At 74.6% G+C, this 17,842-nt stretch carries 12 protein-coding genes; 2 read left to right on the forward strand and 10 right to left on the reverse strand.

The features are described 5' to 3' along the window. Positions 1-7: 7 nt before the first annotated feature. The 5 genes from ACIRJR_RS21460 to ACIRJR_RS21480 are packed head-to-tail and all read right to left on the reverse strand — an operon-like array spanning position 8 to position 5,612. A complete protein-coding gene (locus ACIRJR_RS21460) occupies positions 8-2,917 on the reverse strand; it encodes a hypothetical protein (protein WP_403783116.1) in 2,910 nt (969 codons plus the stop codon). 4 nt (positions 2,918-2,921) lie between these two features. Continuing rightward, positions 2,922-3,080, reverse strand: coding sequence for a DUF6760 family protein (locus ACIRJR_RS21465; RefSeq protein WP_164992666.1), 159 nt, complete (start codon positions 3,078-3,080; stop codon positions 2,922-2,924). After that, complete coding sequence (locus tag ACIRJR_RS21470) at positions 3,077-3,577, reverse strand: hypothetical protein (RefSeq protein ID WP_386857028.1); 501 nt, start codon at positions 3,575-3,577, stop codon at positions 3,077-3,079. The genes ACIRJR_RS21465 and ACIRJR_RS21470 overlap by 4 nt, the downstream gene beginning before the upstream one ends. Further along, complete coding sequence (locus tag ACIRJR_RS21475; RefSeq protein ID WP_376377545.1) at positions 3,574-4,014, reverse strand: phage tail protein; 441 nt, start codon at positions 4,012-4,014, stop codon at positions 3,574-3,576. Before ACIRJR_RS21475 ends, ACIRJR_RS21470 begins: the two co-directional genes overlap by 4 nt. 50 nt (positions 4,015-4,064) lie before the next feature. Further along, positions 4,065-5,612 (reverse strand): phage tail sheath family protein, encoded by a 1,548-nt coding sequence (locus ACIRJR_RS21480; RefSeq protein WP_403783119.1) that lies wholly within the window; start codon positions 5,610-5,612, stop codon positions 4,065-4,067. Positions 5,613-5,859: 247 nt separating this feature from the next. Between ACIRJR_RS21480 and ACIRJR_RS21485 the strand changes: the two genes are divergently transcribed. Further along, complete coding sequence (locus ACIRJR_RS21485) at positions 5,860-7,560, forward strand: DUF4157 domain-containing protein (RefSeq protein ID WP_403783122.1); 1,701 nt, start codon at positions 5,860-5,862, stop codon at positions 7,558-7,560. Between the two features lie 28 nt (positions 7,561-7,588). Here ACIRJR_RS21485 and ACIRJR_RS21490 read toward each other — a convergent pair whose 3' ends face one another. The 4 genes from ACIRJR_RS21490 to ACIRJR_RS21505 form a co-directional block, all read right to left on the reverse strand. Continuing rightward, positions 7,589-9,703 carry an ATP-binding protein gene (locus ACIRJR_RS21490; RefSeq protein WP_403783125.1) on the reverse strand — a complete coding sequence of 705 codons (2,115 nt, stop codon included), beginning with the start codon at positions 9,701-9,703 and terminating at the stop codon, positions 7,589-7,591. Then, entirely contained in the window at positions 9,700-10,410 is a 711-nt protein-coding gene (locus tag ACIRJR_RS21495; protein WP_403783128.1) for a DUF4255 domain-containing protein, read from the reverse strand. Before ACIRJR_RS21495 ends, ACIRJR_RS21490 begins: the two co-directional genes overlap by 4 nt. After that, on the reverse strand, positions 10,407-13,640 hold the full coding sequence (locus tag ACIRJR_RS21500) for a hypothetical protein (protein WP_403783131.1): 3,234 nt from the start codon (positions 13,638-13,640) through the stop codon (positions 10,407-10,409). The genes ACIRJR_RS21495 and ACIRJR_RS21500 overlap by 4 nt, the downstream gene beginning before the upstream one ends. A 144-nt stretch (positions 13,641-13,784) precedes the next feature. After that, positions 13,785-14,480 (reverse strand): response regulator transcription factor, encoded by a 696-nt coding sequence (locus ACIRJR_RS21505; RefSeq protein ID WP_403783133.1) that lies wholly within the window; start codon positions 14,478-14,480, stop codon positions 13,785-13,787. Between the two features lie 289 nt (positions 14,481-14,769). On the opposite strand from ACIRJR_RS21505, the gene ACIRJR_RS21510 reads away from it, so the two are divergent. After that, a complete protein-coding gene (locus tag ACIRJR_RS21510) occupies positions 14,770-16,059 on the forward strand; it encodes a hydrolytic protein (RefSeq protein ID WP_403783136.1) in 1,290 nt (429 codons plus the stop codon). A gap of 496 nt (positions 16,060-16,555) precedes the next feature. On the opposite strand, the gene ACIRJR_RS21515 is transcribed toward ACIRJR_RS21510, so the two are convergent. Next, positions 16,556-17,746 carry a glycoside hydrolase family 6 protein gene (locus ACIRJR_RS21515; RefSeq protein WP_403783139.1) on the reverse strand — a complete coding sequence of 397 codons (1,191 nt, stop codon included), beginning with the start codon at positions 17,744-17,746 and terminating at the stop codon, positions 16,556-16,558. Positions 17,747-17,842 lie beyond the last annotated feature (96 nt).

Below are 17,842 nucleotides of genomic sequence, written 5' to 3' on the forward strand. Positions count from 1 at the left end.
GCGTGCCTCAGCGGCGTCCGTCGTGGGGGCGGCCGGTGCGTTCCCGGCCGCGCCGCAACTCGGTCCGCAGCAGCCGCGACACGGGGTCGATCAGACGGCGTGCCAGGTCGTCGAGGTCGAGGCCGGGGTCGTCCTGGGGGCTCTCGGGACGGCGGCGGGAAGCCGCCTTGCCCGAGGTGGAGGCCGGGGTGGGGGCGGGGGGCGCGGACGACGACCGCGGACGGCCGCGCGCCGGAGTCTCCTTGGCCTGTACGCCCTTGGGCAGGCCGGCGACGGCGTCGCGCTGCACCGGGTCGTTCGCGCCCGGCGCGACGACCGTCCTCGGCCGGACCGCGGGAAGTGATCCCGGGAGGGATCCCACCGGTGCCGGGACGCCCACCGGGCGGTCGGCGAGCGGCGGCGCCTGCGGGGCGGTCACCGGCAGGGGCTTCGGGGGCACGGCGACGGCCCCGCCCGCGGTCACGGGGCGGGGCGGCGCGGGGCGCACGACCGGGACGCGCTGAACAGGGGCCGGGGAGCCGGACGGCTCCGCGCCCGCGTCACGGCCCGGTGCGCTCGGCCTGCCCGGCGTGCCCTCCGGTTCGAAGTGCGTGGTCGCGGCTCGCTGGACCCGCGGTGTGGCCGGGGCGGGCGCGGGCCGGCCGGGCAGCGGGCTCACGGGTGTCCCGGAGCCGCCTGGGCGAGCGGCCGGGGAGACGGGCGACCGGCCGGCCCGGTGTGCGGGCGCCCCGTGCGGTGACGGGGTGTCGCCCTGGGCGGCGGCCGGTGCACCGGGCCATCGCGCCGCCACCACGGGACGGCCGCCGGAGCGGGCGACGACGGGCGGTGCCGCCCCGTCCGGCAGCCGGGAGCTCAGGGTGAGCGGGCGGGCCGCCAGGAGCGAGAGCGTGCGGGGAGCCGCCGTGGCCGAGTGTGCCGCGGAGCCGGTCGAAGTGAGGGGGCGCGGGTCTGCCGAGCCTGCGGTCCGGATACCGGCGGTGCCCGGTGACACGGCTCTGGCCACGACGACGGGGCCCGGGACGGCGGGGCGACGGGGCCGATGCCCACCGGAGTGCCCGCCGGAGCGCGGTCCGTCCGCCCGGTGGCCGGAGGCCGGCCCGTCAGCGCGCGGTCCGCCCGAGCCGGTCCCGCCCGCGCTCACCCCACCGGACGGCTTTCCTGCCGCTGCCGCCCCTGCCGCGGCTACGGCGTTCGCCGGATCCGGGCGGTCGGGGGCGGCGGCCTGGGAGGTCGTCACCAGCGGCGTGGCGGGTCCGTTTCCGTGGGCCTCGGGAGTGGCCCCGGTGGTGGTGCCGCCGGTGGTGGTGCCGCCGGTGGTGGAGTGCTCCACGAGGCTGCGCCGGCCGTCGGCCGTCCCCAGCAGCGGAGCGTCCGCTCCGGGAGCGCGCTGAACGTCCGGAACGGGTCCCGTACCAGAGGCGCGGGAGTCACGAGGGGCAGGGGACGCGACGGACCCGGGCAGCGCGGCGCTCGGTGGCAGCTCGGGCAGCGGAGCTCCCAGGCCACCGCGCGTGCGGGCACCCGAGGCGCGCGGGGCCGCGGTCCGGCGCGGGGGGTCGGCCGGGGTCCGGCGCGGGGCGTCGGCCGGGGCCGGGGATGCCGCTCCCCCGGTGGCGCTCGTACCGCTGTCGTACGGCACGGGTGTGCCGCCCTGGCGCTGGACGACGGGCAGGGTCGGGCCGGGCGCCGGTTCGGCGCCGGGCGCGGCATCGCGCCCCAACGGCCTTGCCGTAGAAGGCAGTTCAGCGAAAGGGGCGCCGAGCGGGGCGCGACCGCGCGAGGGTGTGGCGGCGCGCTGCACGGGGGCGGAGTGGTCGGCACTCGTGCCGGCCGGTGTGGCGGGCCCGGAGGACCCCGCGCTCCTGCCGACGGGTGTGGCGGTGGTGCCGGAGACGTCGCGCGTGGGCGCCGGAGGGGTCGCGGGCCGCACCGCCGCGACGCGGCGCACGGGTCCGGCCGGGCGGCGGGCGACGGTCAGCCGAGGCCCCGGGCTGGGCCGGACCGCCGTGCGGGACCCGTCGGCGCCGGGCGTACGGGATGGTTCCGGGTGCGGCCCGAGCACCTCCGTGACGCCGCGTCGGGCCGTGGGGTCCGGAGGCGTACGGCGCCCGGAGGCGCTCCGGGCCGCGGGCGCCCGCCCGGGGTCAGGTTCGGAGGGGGGCCGGACCTCGGCTGCGGGCGGCACGACCGCCACCCGCCGTACGAGCGGAGTCCTGGCGGCGGGCGGAGTCCTGGCGGCGAGCGGCGGACGGCCGGTGCCGGAGGGGGCCACGACCGGGCTCGTGCCCGGCTCCACGGCCCGCTGGACGGCGGCCGGTGAGGCCCCGAGGACGGCGGGGGAATCCGCGGCCGTGAGGCCACGGGACCGGACAACCGCGCCACTCTGCCCCGCCCTTCCCGCGCGGGTGCCGTCAGCGGCGCCGGACGGCCCTGCGGCGGAGGTGCCCGGGCGTGATCCCGTCGCGCCCGGCTTCCGCTCCCCCGCGACCGGCCGCCGGGCGGCCTCGGGCGCCCCGTCGGCCGTCGCCATGCCCTCCGTGCCTTCCGGCCGCAGCGCCCTCAGCAGCAGCGGTCCCCCGGCGGTGTGCGCGGCGCGCGGAGCCGCCGTGCGGGCGACGCCGCGCACCACGCCGGCGGGAGCGGCGGGCAGCAGCGCGTGCCCGAGGCCGCTGCCGAACGACGGGTTCTGCCAGGCCGCCAGGCCCGCGCGGAAGGCGAGGCCGTCGCTGACGCCCAGCGGGGCGCGGGACACGGTGAGTTCCGGCGCGGCGGTGCGGCGCCAGCCTCCGTCCCAGTCACCGGGCACGGAAGGCGCCGGGACGTCGGGCGCGGCGGCACCCGGCGTGCCGGGCGCCCCCTGGGCCGGGGCCGCGGCAGGCGCCGCGCCCCGGCGGCGCAGCCTGTCGCGCCATCCCATGTGCTCAACCGCCTTCGTTCACGCGGGTGTTGATACGGGCGATCTCGGCCACCCACTGCTGCCGTTCGCCGTGGGTCAGGTCGAGGATCTCCTCGCGTTGCCAGTGGAAGTGATAGGCGATGTACGCGATCTCCTCCCGGAGCCGGGGAAGGGCGTACGTCACGATTCCCCCAGGCGCCCACCCGAGAGGTCGACCTCGAAGCCGCCCTCGCAGTGCGGGCAGGTCACCGCGGCCCTGGTGTGGCCCTCGCTGTTGACCCGGCGGTAGAAGTCCTGGAGGAAGGCGACGTCGGTGGCGTACATTCGCTCCACGACCCCGGCGTGCACATCGGTGACGGTGCCGATCCGGGTGATCACCTGGCTCAGCAGCACCACGCTCAGGTACGCCGGGTTCTCCTTGACCCTGAGGTCGATCTGCGGGCGCAGTTCGTCACGGGCGGTGGCCAGGCGCATCGAGCCGTGCCGGTGCACGGTGCCCGCCTCGTCCACATAGCCGCGCGGCAGCTCGAACTCGAACTCGGTGCGCAGCGCGTTCTCCTCCCGGTGCGGCACCGGAGCGGCGGGGGCGGGGGGTGCCGCCGCCTGCTCCGGCGCCGGGGCGGGCGCGGTGGCCTGGAGGATCTCCTCCAGGTTGCCCGCGGTGACGGTACGGCGCCTCATTCGACGATGATCTCTTCGAACACGATCGTCACGGACTCGGTGGCCGCGGCCGACTCGCCCGCCTTCAGGGAGGGCCCCTCCCACTTGGAGGCCCAGCCCTGCATCAGCTGGATACGGCGGACCGTGTTGCCCTCGCTGTCCTTGATCTCGATCGTGAGGTTCTGCCGCGCGGAGTTCACGGCGCCGTTGTTCAGGGTCTCCTTGATCCAGTCGGTGAACTCACCGCTCTGGTCGAGCCCTCGGGTGATCGTGATCTCACCGGCCTGGCGGGCGCCGGGCTGCTTGCGGATGATCTGCTTGCCCTCCGCGCTGACCTGGCGTACCTCGACGACCTCCTCCTCGACGGTCAGCCCGCTGATCTCCTGGACCGACTCGACCAGGTAGCCGCCGAGCTGCACGCCGAAGACATGGGTGGAAAGAGCATCGCCCGTTGCCATGACTGTCAGTCACCTTCCCTTGCTGAGCTGTTCGTTCTTCCGGTACGGGGTCACTCGTCGATGAGGCTGGTGCTGTCGGAGAACTGGGCCAGCCGGAACACCACGAACTCGGCGGGCTTGACCGGCGAGACGCCGATCTCACAGATGACACGGCCCTGGTCGATGGACTCCGGCGGATTGTTGTCCCGGTCGCACTTGACGTAGAACGCCTCCTCGGCCGTGCGGCCGAACAGCGCGCCCCTACGCCACTCCTCGGTGAGGAACGCGGTGACGTTACGCCGGATGCTGGACCACAGCCGGTCGTCGTTCGGCTCGAAGACCACCCACTGGGTGCCCAGGAGGATGGACTCCTCCAGGTAGTTGAAGAGGCGGCGCACGTTCAGGTAGCGCCAGGCCGGGTCGGAGGAGAGGGTGCGGGCACCCCAGATGCGGATGCCGCGTCCGGGGAAGGCCCGCACGCAGTTGACGCCGATCGGGTTGAGCAGGTCCTGCTCGCCCTTGCTGAGCCGGAGCTCCAGGTCCACCGCTCCGCGGATGACCTCGTTGGCCGGCGCCTTGTGCACACCGCGCTCGCCGTCGCTGCGTGCCCACACCCCGGCGACATGGCCGCTCGGCGGGACGGTGGTGTTGCGTCCGGTGGCCGGATCGAAGACGCGGATCCAGGGGTAGTAGAGGGTGGCGTACCGGGAGTCGTAGCCGGCCTCGTCGTTGCGCCAGGCGCGCACCTGCTGGGCGCCCAGGCCGGGCGGGGCGTCCAGGACGGCGACGCGGTCGCCCATCTGCTCGCAGTGTGAGATCACCGCGAGCTGCACGGTGCGCACGCCCTCGGCGTCGATGTCGCCGCGCTGATGGGCGCTCATCAGGTCCGGCACGGCGACCATGGTGATCTCGTCGATGGTCTCCAGGCCGCCGAACCCGGTGCGGGCGGCGGCGTCGCCGACGTACTCCGCCGGGTCGAGGCGGGCCACCTCACCCGAGCCGCCCGGCGCGGGCGCGGCCGGGGCGTCGGGCACGGCCAGGGTCTGGGCGGCGGGCCTGGCCTGGGCGGCGCCCTGCTGCTCGGTGACCTGGATCAGCTTGGAGGCGCGGGCCTGGCTGACCAGGTATCCCTTGACGTTCTTGCGGGTGGAGGCCTCGTAGGTCTCCACGACCTGGTCGCCCTGGCGGACCAGGACCTTGAAGCGGTCCTCCGGCGGGTTCTCGCCGTCCACGTCGGCGACCTCGACCGACACGCCGGTCACGCCCTGCCTGGCTGCGACGAGGAAGCCGCCGAGCGCCACCGGCTCGGGCGCGCGCCGCCCGCCGTCGGCCGACGGGGCGGAGGCGTCCTCGGCCTGGCCGCCGATCCGCACGATGTACGCGGCGCCGCCGCCGTTGGCGAAGTAGCCGTGGACCGAGAGGGGCAGATAGGCGCCCTCGCTGAAGCCACCGAACGTCTGGGTGTACTGGTCCCAGCTGGTGACCAGTGTCGGTGCGTGGAACGGGCCGCTCCTGGCGAACCCGACGAACGCGGCGACGGCGGTGCCGACCCCTTCGATCGGTCGGGCACCGGACTGCACCTCCTCCACGTACACGCCCGGGGTGAGGTACGTCGGCATGCTCGCTCCTTCGCGTCCTGCGGGTCGTTCACCTGTGTCCAGGTCGAGTCTGCGCGGGGGTCCGCCGGGACGACAGGGACGCGGGGGCATGATCAGGGGCAGGATCGCTGCCTTCCTCTGCCCGTGCGACCCGTCCGGCCGTCGCCCGGACCTGCCCTCGTGGTGCCCGTACGGGCCTGGACAGCTCGCACGGCCGCGCGGTCGACTGGAATGAGCGGGAGTGCCGTGCCGACGAGGAGGCAACCAATTGCGGACGTCCGGGGCGCACGCCGAGCAGCAGGAGAACCGGCCGTCCGCCACGCGTGGGCCGGCCGCGGCCCGCCAGGAGACCTCCCTCGGCTCCGCCGTACCGCCGCCGCTCACCGCCGCCGCCCTCCGGGCGGGACAGCGTGGCGCGGGCAACGCCGCGGTGACCGCGATGATCGCCCGCCGCGCCCGCCCCGGGCCCGTCGTGGAGGCGCCGGACCCCGGGGTGCACGAGGTGCTGCGCTCGGCCGGCAAGCCGCTCGCCGCGCCGGTCCGCCGGGACATGGAGTCCCGCTTCCGGACCGACTTCTCCGCCGTACGACTGCACACGGGGGCCGCGGCCGCCCGCTCGGCCCAGGCCATCGGAGCGCGCGCGTACACCTCGGGCAGCCATGTCGTGATCGGCGCGGGCGGCGGCGACAAGCACACCCTCGCGCATGAGCTCACCCATGTCGTGCAGCAGCGCGAGGGGCCGGTGTCGGGCACCGCCACCGACCACGGGTTCTCGGTGTCGGATCCGGGCGACCGCTTCGAGCGGGCCGCCGAGGCCAACGCCCGCAAGGTCCTGTCCGGGCCGGCACCGGACGTCCAGCGCGCGCCGGAGGACTGCGGGCACACGGCGCCGGCGCAGGCGGGGTCGGTACAGACGGAGGCGGTGCAGCGGAAGAGCGTCACCACACTGGAGGACGCGACCGTCACCCACTACGCGCCTTCCAGGGAGAACGCCGATCCCGCGTACGCCCTGAAGATCAAACGCCCGCAGCGCGTGACCGGTCCCATCAATCCGACCGGCACGAAGGGGCGGGCGGCGGCCCCGAACCCGATCGCCGTCAAGTCCCTGCACCAGGCCTACAAGGGGCAGAAACGCAAGGGCACGGCGGCGCCCACCGAGCCGCAGGTGTGGAAGGACCTGTTCGGCGGGGCCGGCTACGACCGCGGCCATGTCATGGGACTGGAGGTGGGCGGCGACGACGTCGCGCAGAACATCGTCCCCCAGTGGTCGCTGAACCAGGGCACCGGCATGTGGCGCCGGATCGAGCAGGCACTGGTGGGGGTCAGCAAGGGCGACCTCCGCTTCGAGGTGAGGTACGCGGCGGCCACGGGCAATCACCACCACGTGATGATTCCGGTCGGCATCGACATCTACCTGGACAAGGCCCACTACCGAACGTGGGAGAACGAGCCGGACATCAACGACCTGATCAGGTCGGGCAGCGACCCGAGCGACCTGGCGCACTACTACACGTACGCCAAGGAAGCGCTCGGTGGCAGGACACAGCTGACCGAGGACGAGATGCAGAGCTTCGCCCTGGTGGCGCTGTCCCAGGACAAGGGCACCTTCCTCGCGTACAAGGACTACGAGGAACACAGGGCTCAGGGCAAGACCCCCGCCACCATCACCGCGGACGCCCACGCGCAGGCCATGACCCGCACGGACATCCCCAAGGACCGCCGGGACAAGCAGATCGAGTCGTACATCGCCGCGGGCTGGGTGACCAAGGCCGGCACGACGTACACCCTGCTCGACGTCCCGGCACCGGCGCCCGACAGCGACAGCGGTTCCAGCAGCGAGTCCGACGCCGAGATGTCCGACGGTTCCCAGCCGCCGTCGCCGGGGCAGCCGATCGCGACCATCGATTTCGGGTCGCAGAACAGCGCTTCCGACTCGGATTACGAGGACAAGATGTCCACCGGCTCCTGACCGCCGGGGCGGTTCGGGCAGCCGCGGTTCACGCCGCGGCGGCCGCGTCCAGGTACGGACCGAACTCCCCCTCCAGGACCAGCCGCCCCAGCTTGCGGTACTCCTGGGCGACCGCCGTCACCAGTTGCCTCATGGTGAGCGGGCCGGTGGACTCCGCGGCCAGGTAGGCCGCGGTCACCGCGCAGGCGCGGATGGAGCCGCCGGCGAGCTCGAAACGGTCGGCGCAGAAGGCGAGGTCCAGGTCGTCGGCACGGGGCAGGCGGTCGCCCAGGCACCGCTCCCACAAGGCGAGCCGCTGACCCGAGTCGGGCACGGGGAAGTCGGCCACCACGTCGAGGCGCCGGGTGAACGCCTCGTCCAGGTTGGCCCGCAGGTTGGTGGTCAGCACCGCGATGCCGTCGAACGACTCCATGCGCTGCAGGAGATATGCCGACTCGATGTTGGCGTGCCGGTCGTTCGCGCCCTTCACCTCCGAGCGCTTGCCGAAGATCGCGTCGGCCTCGTCGAAGAGCAGCACCGCGTTGACCGCGGAGGCCTCGGTGAAGATCCGCTCCAGGTTCTTCTCGGTCTCCCCGATGTACTTGTCCACGACCGTGGACAGGTCCACCACGTACAGGTCCATGCCCAGGTCTGCGGCGACGACCTCGGCGGACATGGTCTTGCCGGTGCCCGACTCGCCGGCGAACAGCGCGATCACCCCTCGCCCCCGGCCGCCGCCGGGCCGCATCCCCCACTGCCCGAGCACCTGCTCGCGGTGACGGGCACGCAGCGCGAGTTCGCGCAGCCGCCGCTCCGTGGTGGGCGGCAGCACCAGGTCGTCCCAGCCGACGCCCGGCTCCACCCGGCGGGCGAGCCGGTCGAGCCCCGCGCCGTTCTGAGCGCGTACGGCGGTGCGCAGGTCGTCGGGGCGGACCGGGCGGCCGTCGAGGGCGGCCGTGCGCACCGCCACGTCGGCGGCACGGTGCAACTGCCCGGAGTCCAGGCGGTGTGCGGCCACGGCCTCGGCGAGCGCCGCCACGTCACCGGTCACCATGCCCTGGCCTGCGGCATCGTCGAGGGCGTACCGCCAGCGTGCGGCCTGCCGTTCGGGCGAGGGCGCCGGCACGATCAGGACGACGGGGGTGTCGGCCGCCCACTCCGGGGCCCAGCCGACCGTGCCGTGCGTGAACAGGGGGGTGCCCCGCAACGCCGCGCACAACGCCCCGAGCGTGCGGGCCCGTTCGGCGGGTTCCCCGGGTAGCGCCTCCAAGGGGCCGAGGACGACTCCGGCGCCGGTCAGACGAGCTTCGAGGGCGGCGATCCTGGCGAGTTCCGGTACGTCACCGGGGCGGCGGGCGAGCGCCACCGCGTCCAGGACGAGTGGGCGCAGGCCGGCCGTGTCCAGGGCGGCGGTGGCCAGCCCTGCCGCGTCGCCACCTCGGCTGCGCAGATGGACGAGGCCGACGCCGGTGCCGGCCGCGGCCGCCGTCCGCCGGACCACCGCCGGCTCGGCGGTCGGGTCCTCACGGGCCTCGCCGAGCACCCCGGCGAGTCTGGAGTCGGGCAGGGCGCTGCCGAGCAGGTGCCCGGTGACCCGGTCAGGCACAGCCAGCACCCGCGACAGCGGCGGCCGTTCGGGCTCGGTGACCTCCACCAGGCCGCCCTCGACCAGCGGCGCTCCGGGAGCGAGCCGGAACCGGGCGGACGCCGCCCCGGCCAGCCCGCACAGCTCCAGGGCGAGCCCGACCGTGGGGCGACGCCGGGTCAGGTCGTCGTTGAGGAAGCCGTAGAGCCGCTCGAACCGTGCGTCGAGGTCCGGTGCCACCGCGACCAGGAGCAGGTCCAGGTCCAGCGGGGACAGGCCGAACCGCCGGGCGAGTCCGTCGAGCACGGAACCGGCGGCCGGCTGCCACGGCTCGTGGCCGGGCACGCCGAGTCCGCCATGCTCGTCCAGGATGCGGGCGACGGCGTCGGGGGTGAGGTACTGGCCTCGGTACGGGTCGTCGGGGTCGGGGTCGGCGGCGCGCCGGACGGCGACGGCGTGCCGCACCCGGTCCTCGACCAGCCGGAGCCGGTCCCACAGGGAATCCACGCCGGTGGCCACGGATCCGGCGTCGACGGACACCCGGTCGGCGGCGGCGACGGGTTCGACGGTGTGTGTCACGGCTGGCGGTCTCCTCGGTGGCGGCGGCGGGCGGGGGCGGGGCCCCGTTCGCGCGGGCCCGCGAGGCCGCCGTCCGGGCCCGGGTCGGTGGCCTCCGCGTAGCGCAGGCGGCGGCCGGGCGTCGCCTCCGCTCCCTCGCTCCTGGTGGCGGTGCGCACGACGAGACCCTCGGTGACCGGCGGCGCCGTCACGCTGGTCACACCGGCGAGCGGCGCCTTCACCCGGACCTGGAAGGACGCTTTCAGCTCGCCGCCGAGCGCCGACCACACGTCGGCGGCGGCGGGAGCGTCGAGCCCGGCCCCGCCGGCGTCCATTCCCACCGTCAGACCGAGGTCGGCGAGCGTGCCGGTGAGCAGCCGGGCGGGCAGGGTGTCGGCGCCGATCAGGGTCGCCAGCACCTGGGAGAGCAGCCGGTGTTCGTCCTGCGGGCGGCTCGCCCACGCCGTGACCAGGTATGTCAGCTCGAACCAGCGCGGCGGGGTGCGCCGTGCCACCAGATACCCGTCGGCGTCGTAGACCTCCCCGGCGCCGCTGCCGCGCCGGGTGGCGTCCTCCCGGATGTCGTAGAGGAAGACGCAGACGGTGGGGGCGCTGCGGCGTGCCGCCCAGTCCCGGGTGGGGGCGTCGAAGGCCACCTCGACGCCCGCCGCCTCCAGGCCGGACTCGCCGAGCAGCCGGCGCAGGCCCTCGTCGACTTCGTGGATCACCGGCGGGTCACCTCGCCCGGCGGCTGGAAGGTGCCGCTGACCACCAGGAAGTCGGTCTTCACCGGCGAGAACCCGCGGCCCCTGGCGGTGATGACGCGCGGTCCGGTCTGGTCCTTGGCGAGGATGAGCAGCTGGCCGATGAAGGTGCCGTCCGGGAGGGGGACGGTCGGCGCCGCCGCCGCGGTGATCCCCGGCTTCCAGCTGAACCGCACCGGCGCTCCCGGCGGGAAGTCCTTGCCGCGCACGGAGGTGACGAAGCCGGGCTTGCCGATGTCCGGCACCGCGACGATACGCGGCTGGAGGATGCGCAGCCGCTGCCGTGCGGTGTTGTCGCCCCTGTCGGCGTCGGTGCCGGTCGTGGTGAGCTCACCCGTGACACTGCCGGTCATCGCCTTGTCCGGGCTGAGGACGACCCGTACGACGGTGCTCGCGCGCGGCTTCAGGTCCGGCAGCGCGCACACCCACGAGCTGTCGCAGCCTGGCGGCCGCCCGTTGTCCGGGATGCCCCGGGGCAGGCCGATGCGCAGCCGCAGCCCGGTCGCGAGCGCGTTGCGGCCGTTGCGGACGGTGTAGGTCACCACGACGCGTCCGCCGACGTATCCCGGGTTGGGCTGGGCGGTGACCCGCACGCCGGGTCCGGCGTCGGGTGCCGGTGGCTCGGCGGGCACGGTGGGCGTCGGGGCCGGCGGGTCCGGGGTGGGCGGGGTGGGCGGGTCCGGGGAAGGCGACGGTGGTTCCGGGGTCGGGGTCGGGGTCGGCGGGGTCGGGGTCGGGGTCGGTGCCGCCTCGCCCACCGGGACCACGGTCCGGCCGGCGTTGTCGCTGGGCTCCGGATCGATGACGGTGCCGGTGACCGACCAGTCGACGGGCTGGTCGCCGGTGGTGAGGCCGGTGAGGGTGACGTTCACCGTGACGGTGGTGCCTGGCTCCACCACGCCGACGTCGCACTGGAGGGTGGCGGCGTCGCAGGTGTCGCCGGGGTGGGTCACCTCGGTGACCTGGACACCGGCCGGCGGGGCGATGGTCAGGGTGGTGCCCGGGGAAGCGGCGGGGCCGTTGTTCACCAGGCCGACGCGGACGGTGGTGGACGTGCCGACCGTGACCTCGGGGGTGGTGCCGGGCGCGTCGACGGCGAGGTCGACGGACTGCTGGACGCTGGGCTCCTTCTGCCGGCCGGGGAGCGCACCGGTGAGCGGGGTGAGGCCGCCGGAGTCCACGTCCAGCACGCCCAGCTGCTCCGGGCTGTTGATCGCCGCCTCGGCCCGCGAGCTGATCACCAGGCTCTTGCCGTCGGCCGTCCAGGCGGCGTCCCGCGGCTGGAACGGGCCGGTGGCCGGGGGGTCCGGCAGCTGCCGGCCGCAGGCCCCGGGCAGGTCGAGGGCCGTGGCGGGCGTCAGCACCCGGCAGTCGTCGCCCGTGAGGGAGGTGAGCAGGATGCCGCCGCCCTGGTCGGCCCGGCCGCCGCCGCTCTTGCGGTTGAAGGCGATGGTGGTGCCGTCCGGCGAGAACGCCGGGCTGTCGTCGATGACCTCGCAGGCGCCGGGGCAGTTCTCGGCGCTCAGGTCGTGCTGCCGGCCCAGGCTGTCGAGGGGCACGGTCCAGATGTGCTTGTTGCCGCCGTTGCCGTCGATCACCTCGGTGCGGGTGAACGCGAGGGTTGTGCCGTCGGAGGACCAGGTGGGCTGGGCGTCGACGCCCGTCTGCCGCCCGGCCGGCGGGGTGATACGCCCGGTGATCTCGCCGTCGGCCGCGTCCGCGATGAGGATGCGGCTGGGACCGGCGCCCGGTGACGTCCGGGTGAAGGCGAGGTACCTGCCGTCCGGGGAGAAGGTGGGGTCGGTGTCCCGGTCCGTCTCACCGCGCTCCGTGAGCGGCATGGGCCGGGCGTTCGTCCCGTCTGCGTCGGCGGTCCATATCCGCTCGATCCGGCCCTGGGGGCCGTCCTCGAAGCGCGTCAGCACGATCCGGCGGCCGTCGGGGGTGTAGCTCTGCCGCTCGGTCCAAGGGTCGTACCCGGCCGCGGGCTCGAACAGCGGGTCCTTGGCGGGATCGGTGTTGGTGTCGGCTGCCGGATCCTCGTTGAGGATCGGCACCCCCAGGTCCCGGGGATCGGCCCCGTCCGCCCGGATGTCCTGGAGCGTCACCACGTGAGCGCCGGAGTGCTCCTTGTCGGGGGCCGGCGCCGAGGTGCGCTCGACCACCGCGCCGCCGCCGTCGAGCGGACCGGACCAGGTGACCGAGGAGACCTCCCGGTCCTCGTTCAGCACGAGCGGGGGAACCTGGCCGGCGTCGTGGGCGGTCGCCCTGAACACGTGGTCCCAGTCGCCCTCGCACTCACACGTGATCTCGGGGCTCAGGAACAGCACCTGGTCCCCGTCGGGCAGCCACGCTGCCCCGTGGGCACGCCACTGCGCCCGATCGCCCCCGAGGAGCGGCTCGTCACCGGTGCCGTTCGCGTTCGTCACCCGAAGCCGGGGCACGCTCCGCCCGTCGACGGTGGTCGTGGCGGTGTACGCGATCCAGTCCCGGTTCTCGTCGTCGTCCACCGGGTTCCACGCCGGTTCGCCGGCCGTCCCGTTCGCCGGGGAGGTGACGCGGTTGGCGGCGCCGCCGTTCAGGGGCCGTACGTAGATCTGCTCCCCGGCCGCCGCGTCGCCGTCACTCGCGTACGCCAGCCGCTGCCCGTCGGGCGAGACGGTCGGGCTCTCCTCGTTCGCGGGGGTGTCGGTCAGCCGGGTCGGAGGAGAGCCGTCGAGGCGCACCCGCCACAGGTCGCGCTGTGTCCCGCCGCCGGGGCCGCCGGACCCGGCGGCGTCGAACACCACGGAGGCGCCGTCCGGGGTCAGCCGGGGGTGCTCGGCGTCCATTCCCTCGGTCAGCCGCGTCACGGAACCGTCCGCCGACCGGAGGTAGATCTGGGGGGTCGCCTCGTCGCGCAGGCTCGCGAAGACCATCCGGTCACCGAGGGCGGACGGCTGGACGTCCTGGTGGGCCGCGCCCTCGCCGAACAGCGGGGTGCTGGAGGTCGTGGTGGCCACCTCGCCGAGACTGCGGTGCCGGGTGCCGGCGTACGCGATCCGGGTGACCGGGGTGTCGTCCGCGGCCCGTGGCGCGGATTCTGCGTCGCTCTGCCCGGAGGCCGCCGTCACCCCGAGCAGCGGGACCAGCAGCAGCAACGACGTGCCGAGTCTCCCTGGGCGGTACCGACCGCCTCGGCCAGCGGTTCCCATGGAGTCCCCCTCGCGGTCCGTGCGGCACGCGGATGTGCCCCTGCCACCATGCGACGGCCGCGCGCGGCGCGGCAGGGCGGCGGGGCCGTACCCGGGGGAAGGTCCCGGTGTGCTTTCGGGCAGCACCGGGGTACCCGGCTGTCGTCAGATGAGCCCGTTCCGCAGCGCGTAGCCCACCGCATGGGCCCGGTTGCGCAGTTGGAGGCGGTTGGTGATCTCGTGCAGGACGTTCTTCACGGTCCGTTCCGAGTAGGCGGTCTTGCGGGCTATCTCGGCGGTGTCCAGTCCCTCCGACACCAGCCGCAGCATGTCCGCCTCCCGTGTGGTCAGCGTGGACAGGGACAGGCCATGCGGATCCAGCGCCGAGCGCTGGAGGCTCCCGACGTGGGCGAGCAGCTTGCCGAGCAGGTCGCCCGGAAGCACCCCCTCACCGTTGGCCGTCGCGAGGACCAGGTGGACGAGCCGGTTCTGGTCGGCGTCGGCGCGCCGCAGCACCGCCGGGACGCCGCACTCGATGACACGTTGCAGCGCGCCGGAGCCGAGGGTGGCGACCACGAGCGCCACGCGGGTGGCGGAGTTGAGCCGGAGCCGGTGCAGCAGGGCGGCGACGTCGTCCTCGACGTGGTCCACCACAACCAGCGACACCTGGGCGGTCTCCGCGTCGGCGTCGGCCAGCAGGTCGATCTCGGGACGCTGGCGTAACTGCTGGACGACGCCGACGCGCAGGATCGGATCGGCGGCGTAGACGGCGACGGTCACCCGTTCCGTCCCTCCGGTGGGCGGGATCCGGTGCCCGGAACCGACGGCGGCGGCGGGCACATGGGACGTGGAGGCAGGCATGGCCTGAGTGTTCTCCTCTGGGCAGGACATGAGGGTTACCTGTTCATGAATTCGTGGGGGAGGATCGCAGGGGCGGGAGAAACACCGGAAGGCGGCGCGCGGGCGTCGTCGGGTGACATCAACCACCCACCTCCACGGGCGGGCCGGCGGTGACGTCGCGGGCACCACGACTGCCCGGGTCTTGCCCTCCCGCCCCTCGGCACACCCGGGCGGGGGTCTCTAGCGTGGCGGTGTGACGCCTCCTCCAGCCTCTTCCGGCCCCGGTGCGCCCGGACTCGACATCCCTGTCGTGACAGTGACCCCGGGCGGCACCGCCACGACCAGCCTGACGGTCCGCAACGACAGCGACATCGTCGAGGCCTACAGCCTTGAGGTCGTCGGGGACTGCGCTTCCTGGACCACCGTGGAACCCGCGCGGGTCTCCCTCTACCCCGGCACCTCCGAGACGGTGACGATCCGTCTGGATCCTCCGCGCTCCCCGGATGTCCGGGCCGGCGAGATGCCCCTCGCGGTACGGGTCCTGCCCACCGAGCATCCCGACGCGGTACGGGTTCCCGAGACCACCGTGCACGTGGAGGAGTTCCACGAACTGCGCACCGAGGTGCAGCCACGCCGTCGCCGCGGCTGGCTGCGCGGCCGCTACCGGCTGGCCGTGCGCAACGAGGGCAACACCCCGGTGCAGGCGGGCTTCACCGCCGGTCAGGCGGGTGAGGAGCTGGCGTTCGCCTTCAACCCGGCCGGGCCGAAGCTGGAGCCCGGCGAGTCGGTCGAGGTCGGGCTGCGGGTCCGGACGGGCAAGCCCGTCTGGTTCGGCTCCCCGGTGGTGTGGCCGTTCACGCTGACCACCACCGAGACCGGTGAGCAGGACGAGGCCGGGACCGACGAGAGCGCCGTCCGGTCGTCGCTGGACGCGGAGTTCGTCCAGATCCCCGTCTTCCCGAAGTGGCTGCTCATCGTGCTCGCGGCGCTGCTCGCGCTGCTGCTCGCCTGGTTCGCGCTGGTCCGCCCGGCGGTGCGCAGCGCCGCGAAGGAGGCGGCCACCCAGGTGGTCCAGCCGCGCCCCGCGCCCGCCGGAGAGCAGGGCGGCGAGGGGGAGACGCCGGGCGGCGGTTCCGGCGGCGCGAGCACCTCGCCCACCGGCCCGGGATCGGGTCAGGGGCAGGGCCAAGGCCAGGGGCAGGGGCCCGGAGAGGGCGGTGACGGCATCTCGGCCGGGGGCGGTCAGCAGAGTTCGGCGACCATCGACCTCAAGACCTCCGGCGGGCAGACCGAGACCGGTACCTACAAGGTGCCCGAGAAGAGCGTCTTCGGTGTCACGGACATCGTCGTCGCCAACTTCCAGGGTGACGAAGGGGTGATGACGATCAGCTTCGGTGACCGCAAGATCACCACGATCGCCCTGGAGACCTTCCGCAACCAGGACTACCACTGGGTCACCCCCATCAAAATCCCCGCGAACGACACCGTGACCATCGAAGTGACCTGTTCCGAGCCGGGCACTCCGGCCACCGGCCGCAAAGCGCAGGGATGCCACGAGGTTCTGAACGTCAGCGGTGTACTCAGCCGCACCGAGCAATGAAACGGACGTCAGCTCTCCGGTCATTTTTGATTGGCGCTGACACCTATGTAAAGAAAAACCAGTGCTTCCGTCCAGAAAGCGACAACTCTGGCCTGAAAGCTGGCATCCAGTCACATACGCCACACCGTCCTGGATCGTGACGCTCCACGCCGGACCCGGGCGCGTCGCGGTACGGCGAGAAGCCGCCGGCAGGGATGCCTGACAGCTGTCTCAGCCGGAACCCCCGGGCCGGCCGGCGAGGATTCCCCGCGGCGGTCCCGCGCCCTGACCGGCCTCGACGGGACGGCCGTCCGGATCACGCGGGGAGCAGCGGAGCTCCGCCCTGGTCGATCGGCGAGGCCGGGGACTCCGTGCTCCGGAACTCCACCCCCGAAGCGCTCCGCTCGCGGTGGCACCGTTCGATGCCGGCCACGGTTCGGCCCCACTCCGCGGTCACCCGTCCCGCCCCGCCGGGGCGACCGGACCTCTCCGGGCCCGCTCGCCCCGGCGGCACCGCTCAGCCCGTGGCGAGCTCGTAGGCGTAGTCCGGGGTGAACGAACCGGCCGACCCCTTGCAGCCGTCGGACTCCCCCGGCAGCTTCACCCAGAGGTACGCGTCGATGCCGGGCAGACCGGTGTCCGTCGTCGGGGTCCTGCCGAGCGCCCGGCCCGCCGGGTCGCACCACTCGCCGGCCTCAGGTGCTCCGTTGCCGTTGCGGCTGGTGTCGATCACGGCACCCAGACCGGGCGGTCCGCCGAGGGCCGAGAGCACCCGGCGGGCGTACGCCGTCTCGTCGGCCGTGCCGTGGAAGTTGGACACGTTGGTGAAGATGCCGTCGCCGCCCGTCGCGGCTCCCGCCTCGCGGAGCGCGGCGGCCTGCTTCGCCGGACCGTGCCAGCCGGAGTGCCCTCCGTCGAAGTAGACCCTGGCCCGCGGGTTCGCCCTGTGCAGGGTGCGGCCCGCGCGGGCCAGTGAAGCGAAGCGGTCGGCCCGCTGCCCGGCCGTGAGGCAGTCGGACAGGGCGATGGCGTCCGGTTCCAGGATGACGATGACCGGGCCGCCGCCGAGCCCCGCGGCGAAGTCCTCCATCCACGCGTCGTAGGCGTCCAGGCCGGGCGCGCCTCCCTCGGAGGCCCCGCCGCAGTCCCGGTCGGGGATGGCGTACGGCACGAGCACGGGCGTGCGGCCCGCGGCTGCCGCGGCGGCCGTCACACCCCGGACCTGTCCGGTCACGGCACCCGGGTTGTACGCGGGGAACCAGACCGCGGCGGGCTGCGCCGCGATCCTGGACTCGATCAGCGGGCGGCGCGGGTCGCCCCGGTGGGCACCGACCCAGTCCAGGACCTGGGACCGCGGATGGCGGTAGAGCCCGGCGGACACTGCGGGCCCGGACGGCCGCGCCGGTGACACGGCCGGGGCCGGGCTCCTGCTCGCTCCGCGGGTGGCGCCCGGGGACGGCGACGCGGTCACGGAGGCCGGTGGCGACACCGACGGGGAGGGTACGGCGGGCAGCGGTTCCAGGACCGTGGAGGCACTCGTGTCCGGGCGGGCGGTCGTGCGCTCGCCGTCCTCCGCGGCGGCCGCCAGCACCCCCGTCGCCGCACCGGCGGCCACGACGGCGGTGGCCAGCGCCGCCATGGCGTGGCGGCGTGCGGCGCGCCTCCCGCGCCTCACCTCGGCCCTGTCCCCCGCGCGTACGCCCGACACCCCTGGTCCCCTCCCCCGGCGCCCGGTGTTCGTCCGTTCCGATGAAGTCTCCGGCCCGTCGGCGCCGTGGCGAGCCTATGGCTGGGACGCTGCCCG

Source organism: Streptomyces sp. NPDC102402, assembly GCF_044765765.1.
In the GTDB taxonomy this organism is placed as follows: domain Bacteria; phylum Actinomycetota; class Actinomycetes; order Streptomycetales; family Streptomycetaceae; genus Streptomyces.

Bases quoted from the DNA above. Each gene is read 5' to 3' on its own strand.
- ACIRJR_RS21460 (WP_403783116.1), bottom strand. From the start codon at position 2,917: ATGGGATGGCGCGACAGGCTGCGCCGCCGGGGCGCGGCGCCTGCCGCG.
- ACIRJR_RS21470 (WP_386857028.1), bottom strand. From the start codon at position 3,577: ATGAGGCGCCGTACCGTCACCGCGGGCAACCTGGAGGAGATCCTCCAG.
- ACIRJR_RS21475 (WP_376377545.1), bottom strand. From the start codon at position 4,014: ATGGCAACGGGCGATGCTCTTTCCACCCATGTCTTCGGCGTGCAGCTC.
- ACIRJR_RS21480 (WP_403783119.1), bottom strand. From the start codon at position 5,612: ATGCCGACGTACCTCACCCCGGGCGTGTACGTGGAGGAGGTGCAGTCC.
- ACIRJR_RS21500 (WP_403783131.1), bottom strand. From the start codon at position 13,640: ATGGGAACCGCTGGCCGAGGCGGTCGGTACCGCCCAGGGAGACTCGGC.
- ACIRJR_RS21505 (WP_403783133.1), bottom strand. From the start codon at position 14,480: ATGCCTGCCTCCACGTCCCATGTGCCCGCCGCCGCCGTCGGTTCCGGG.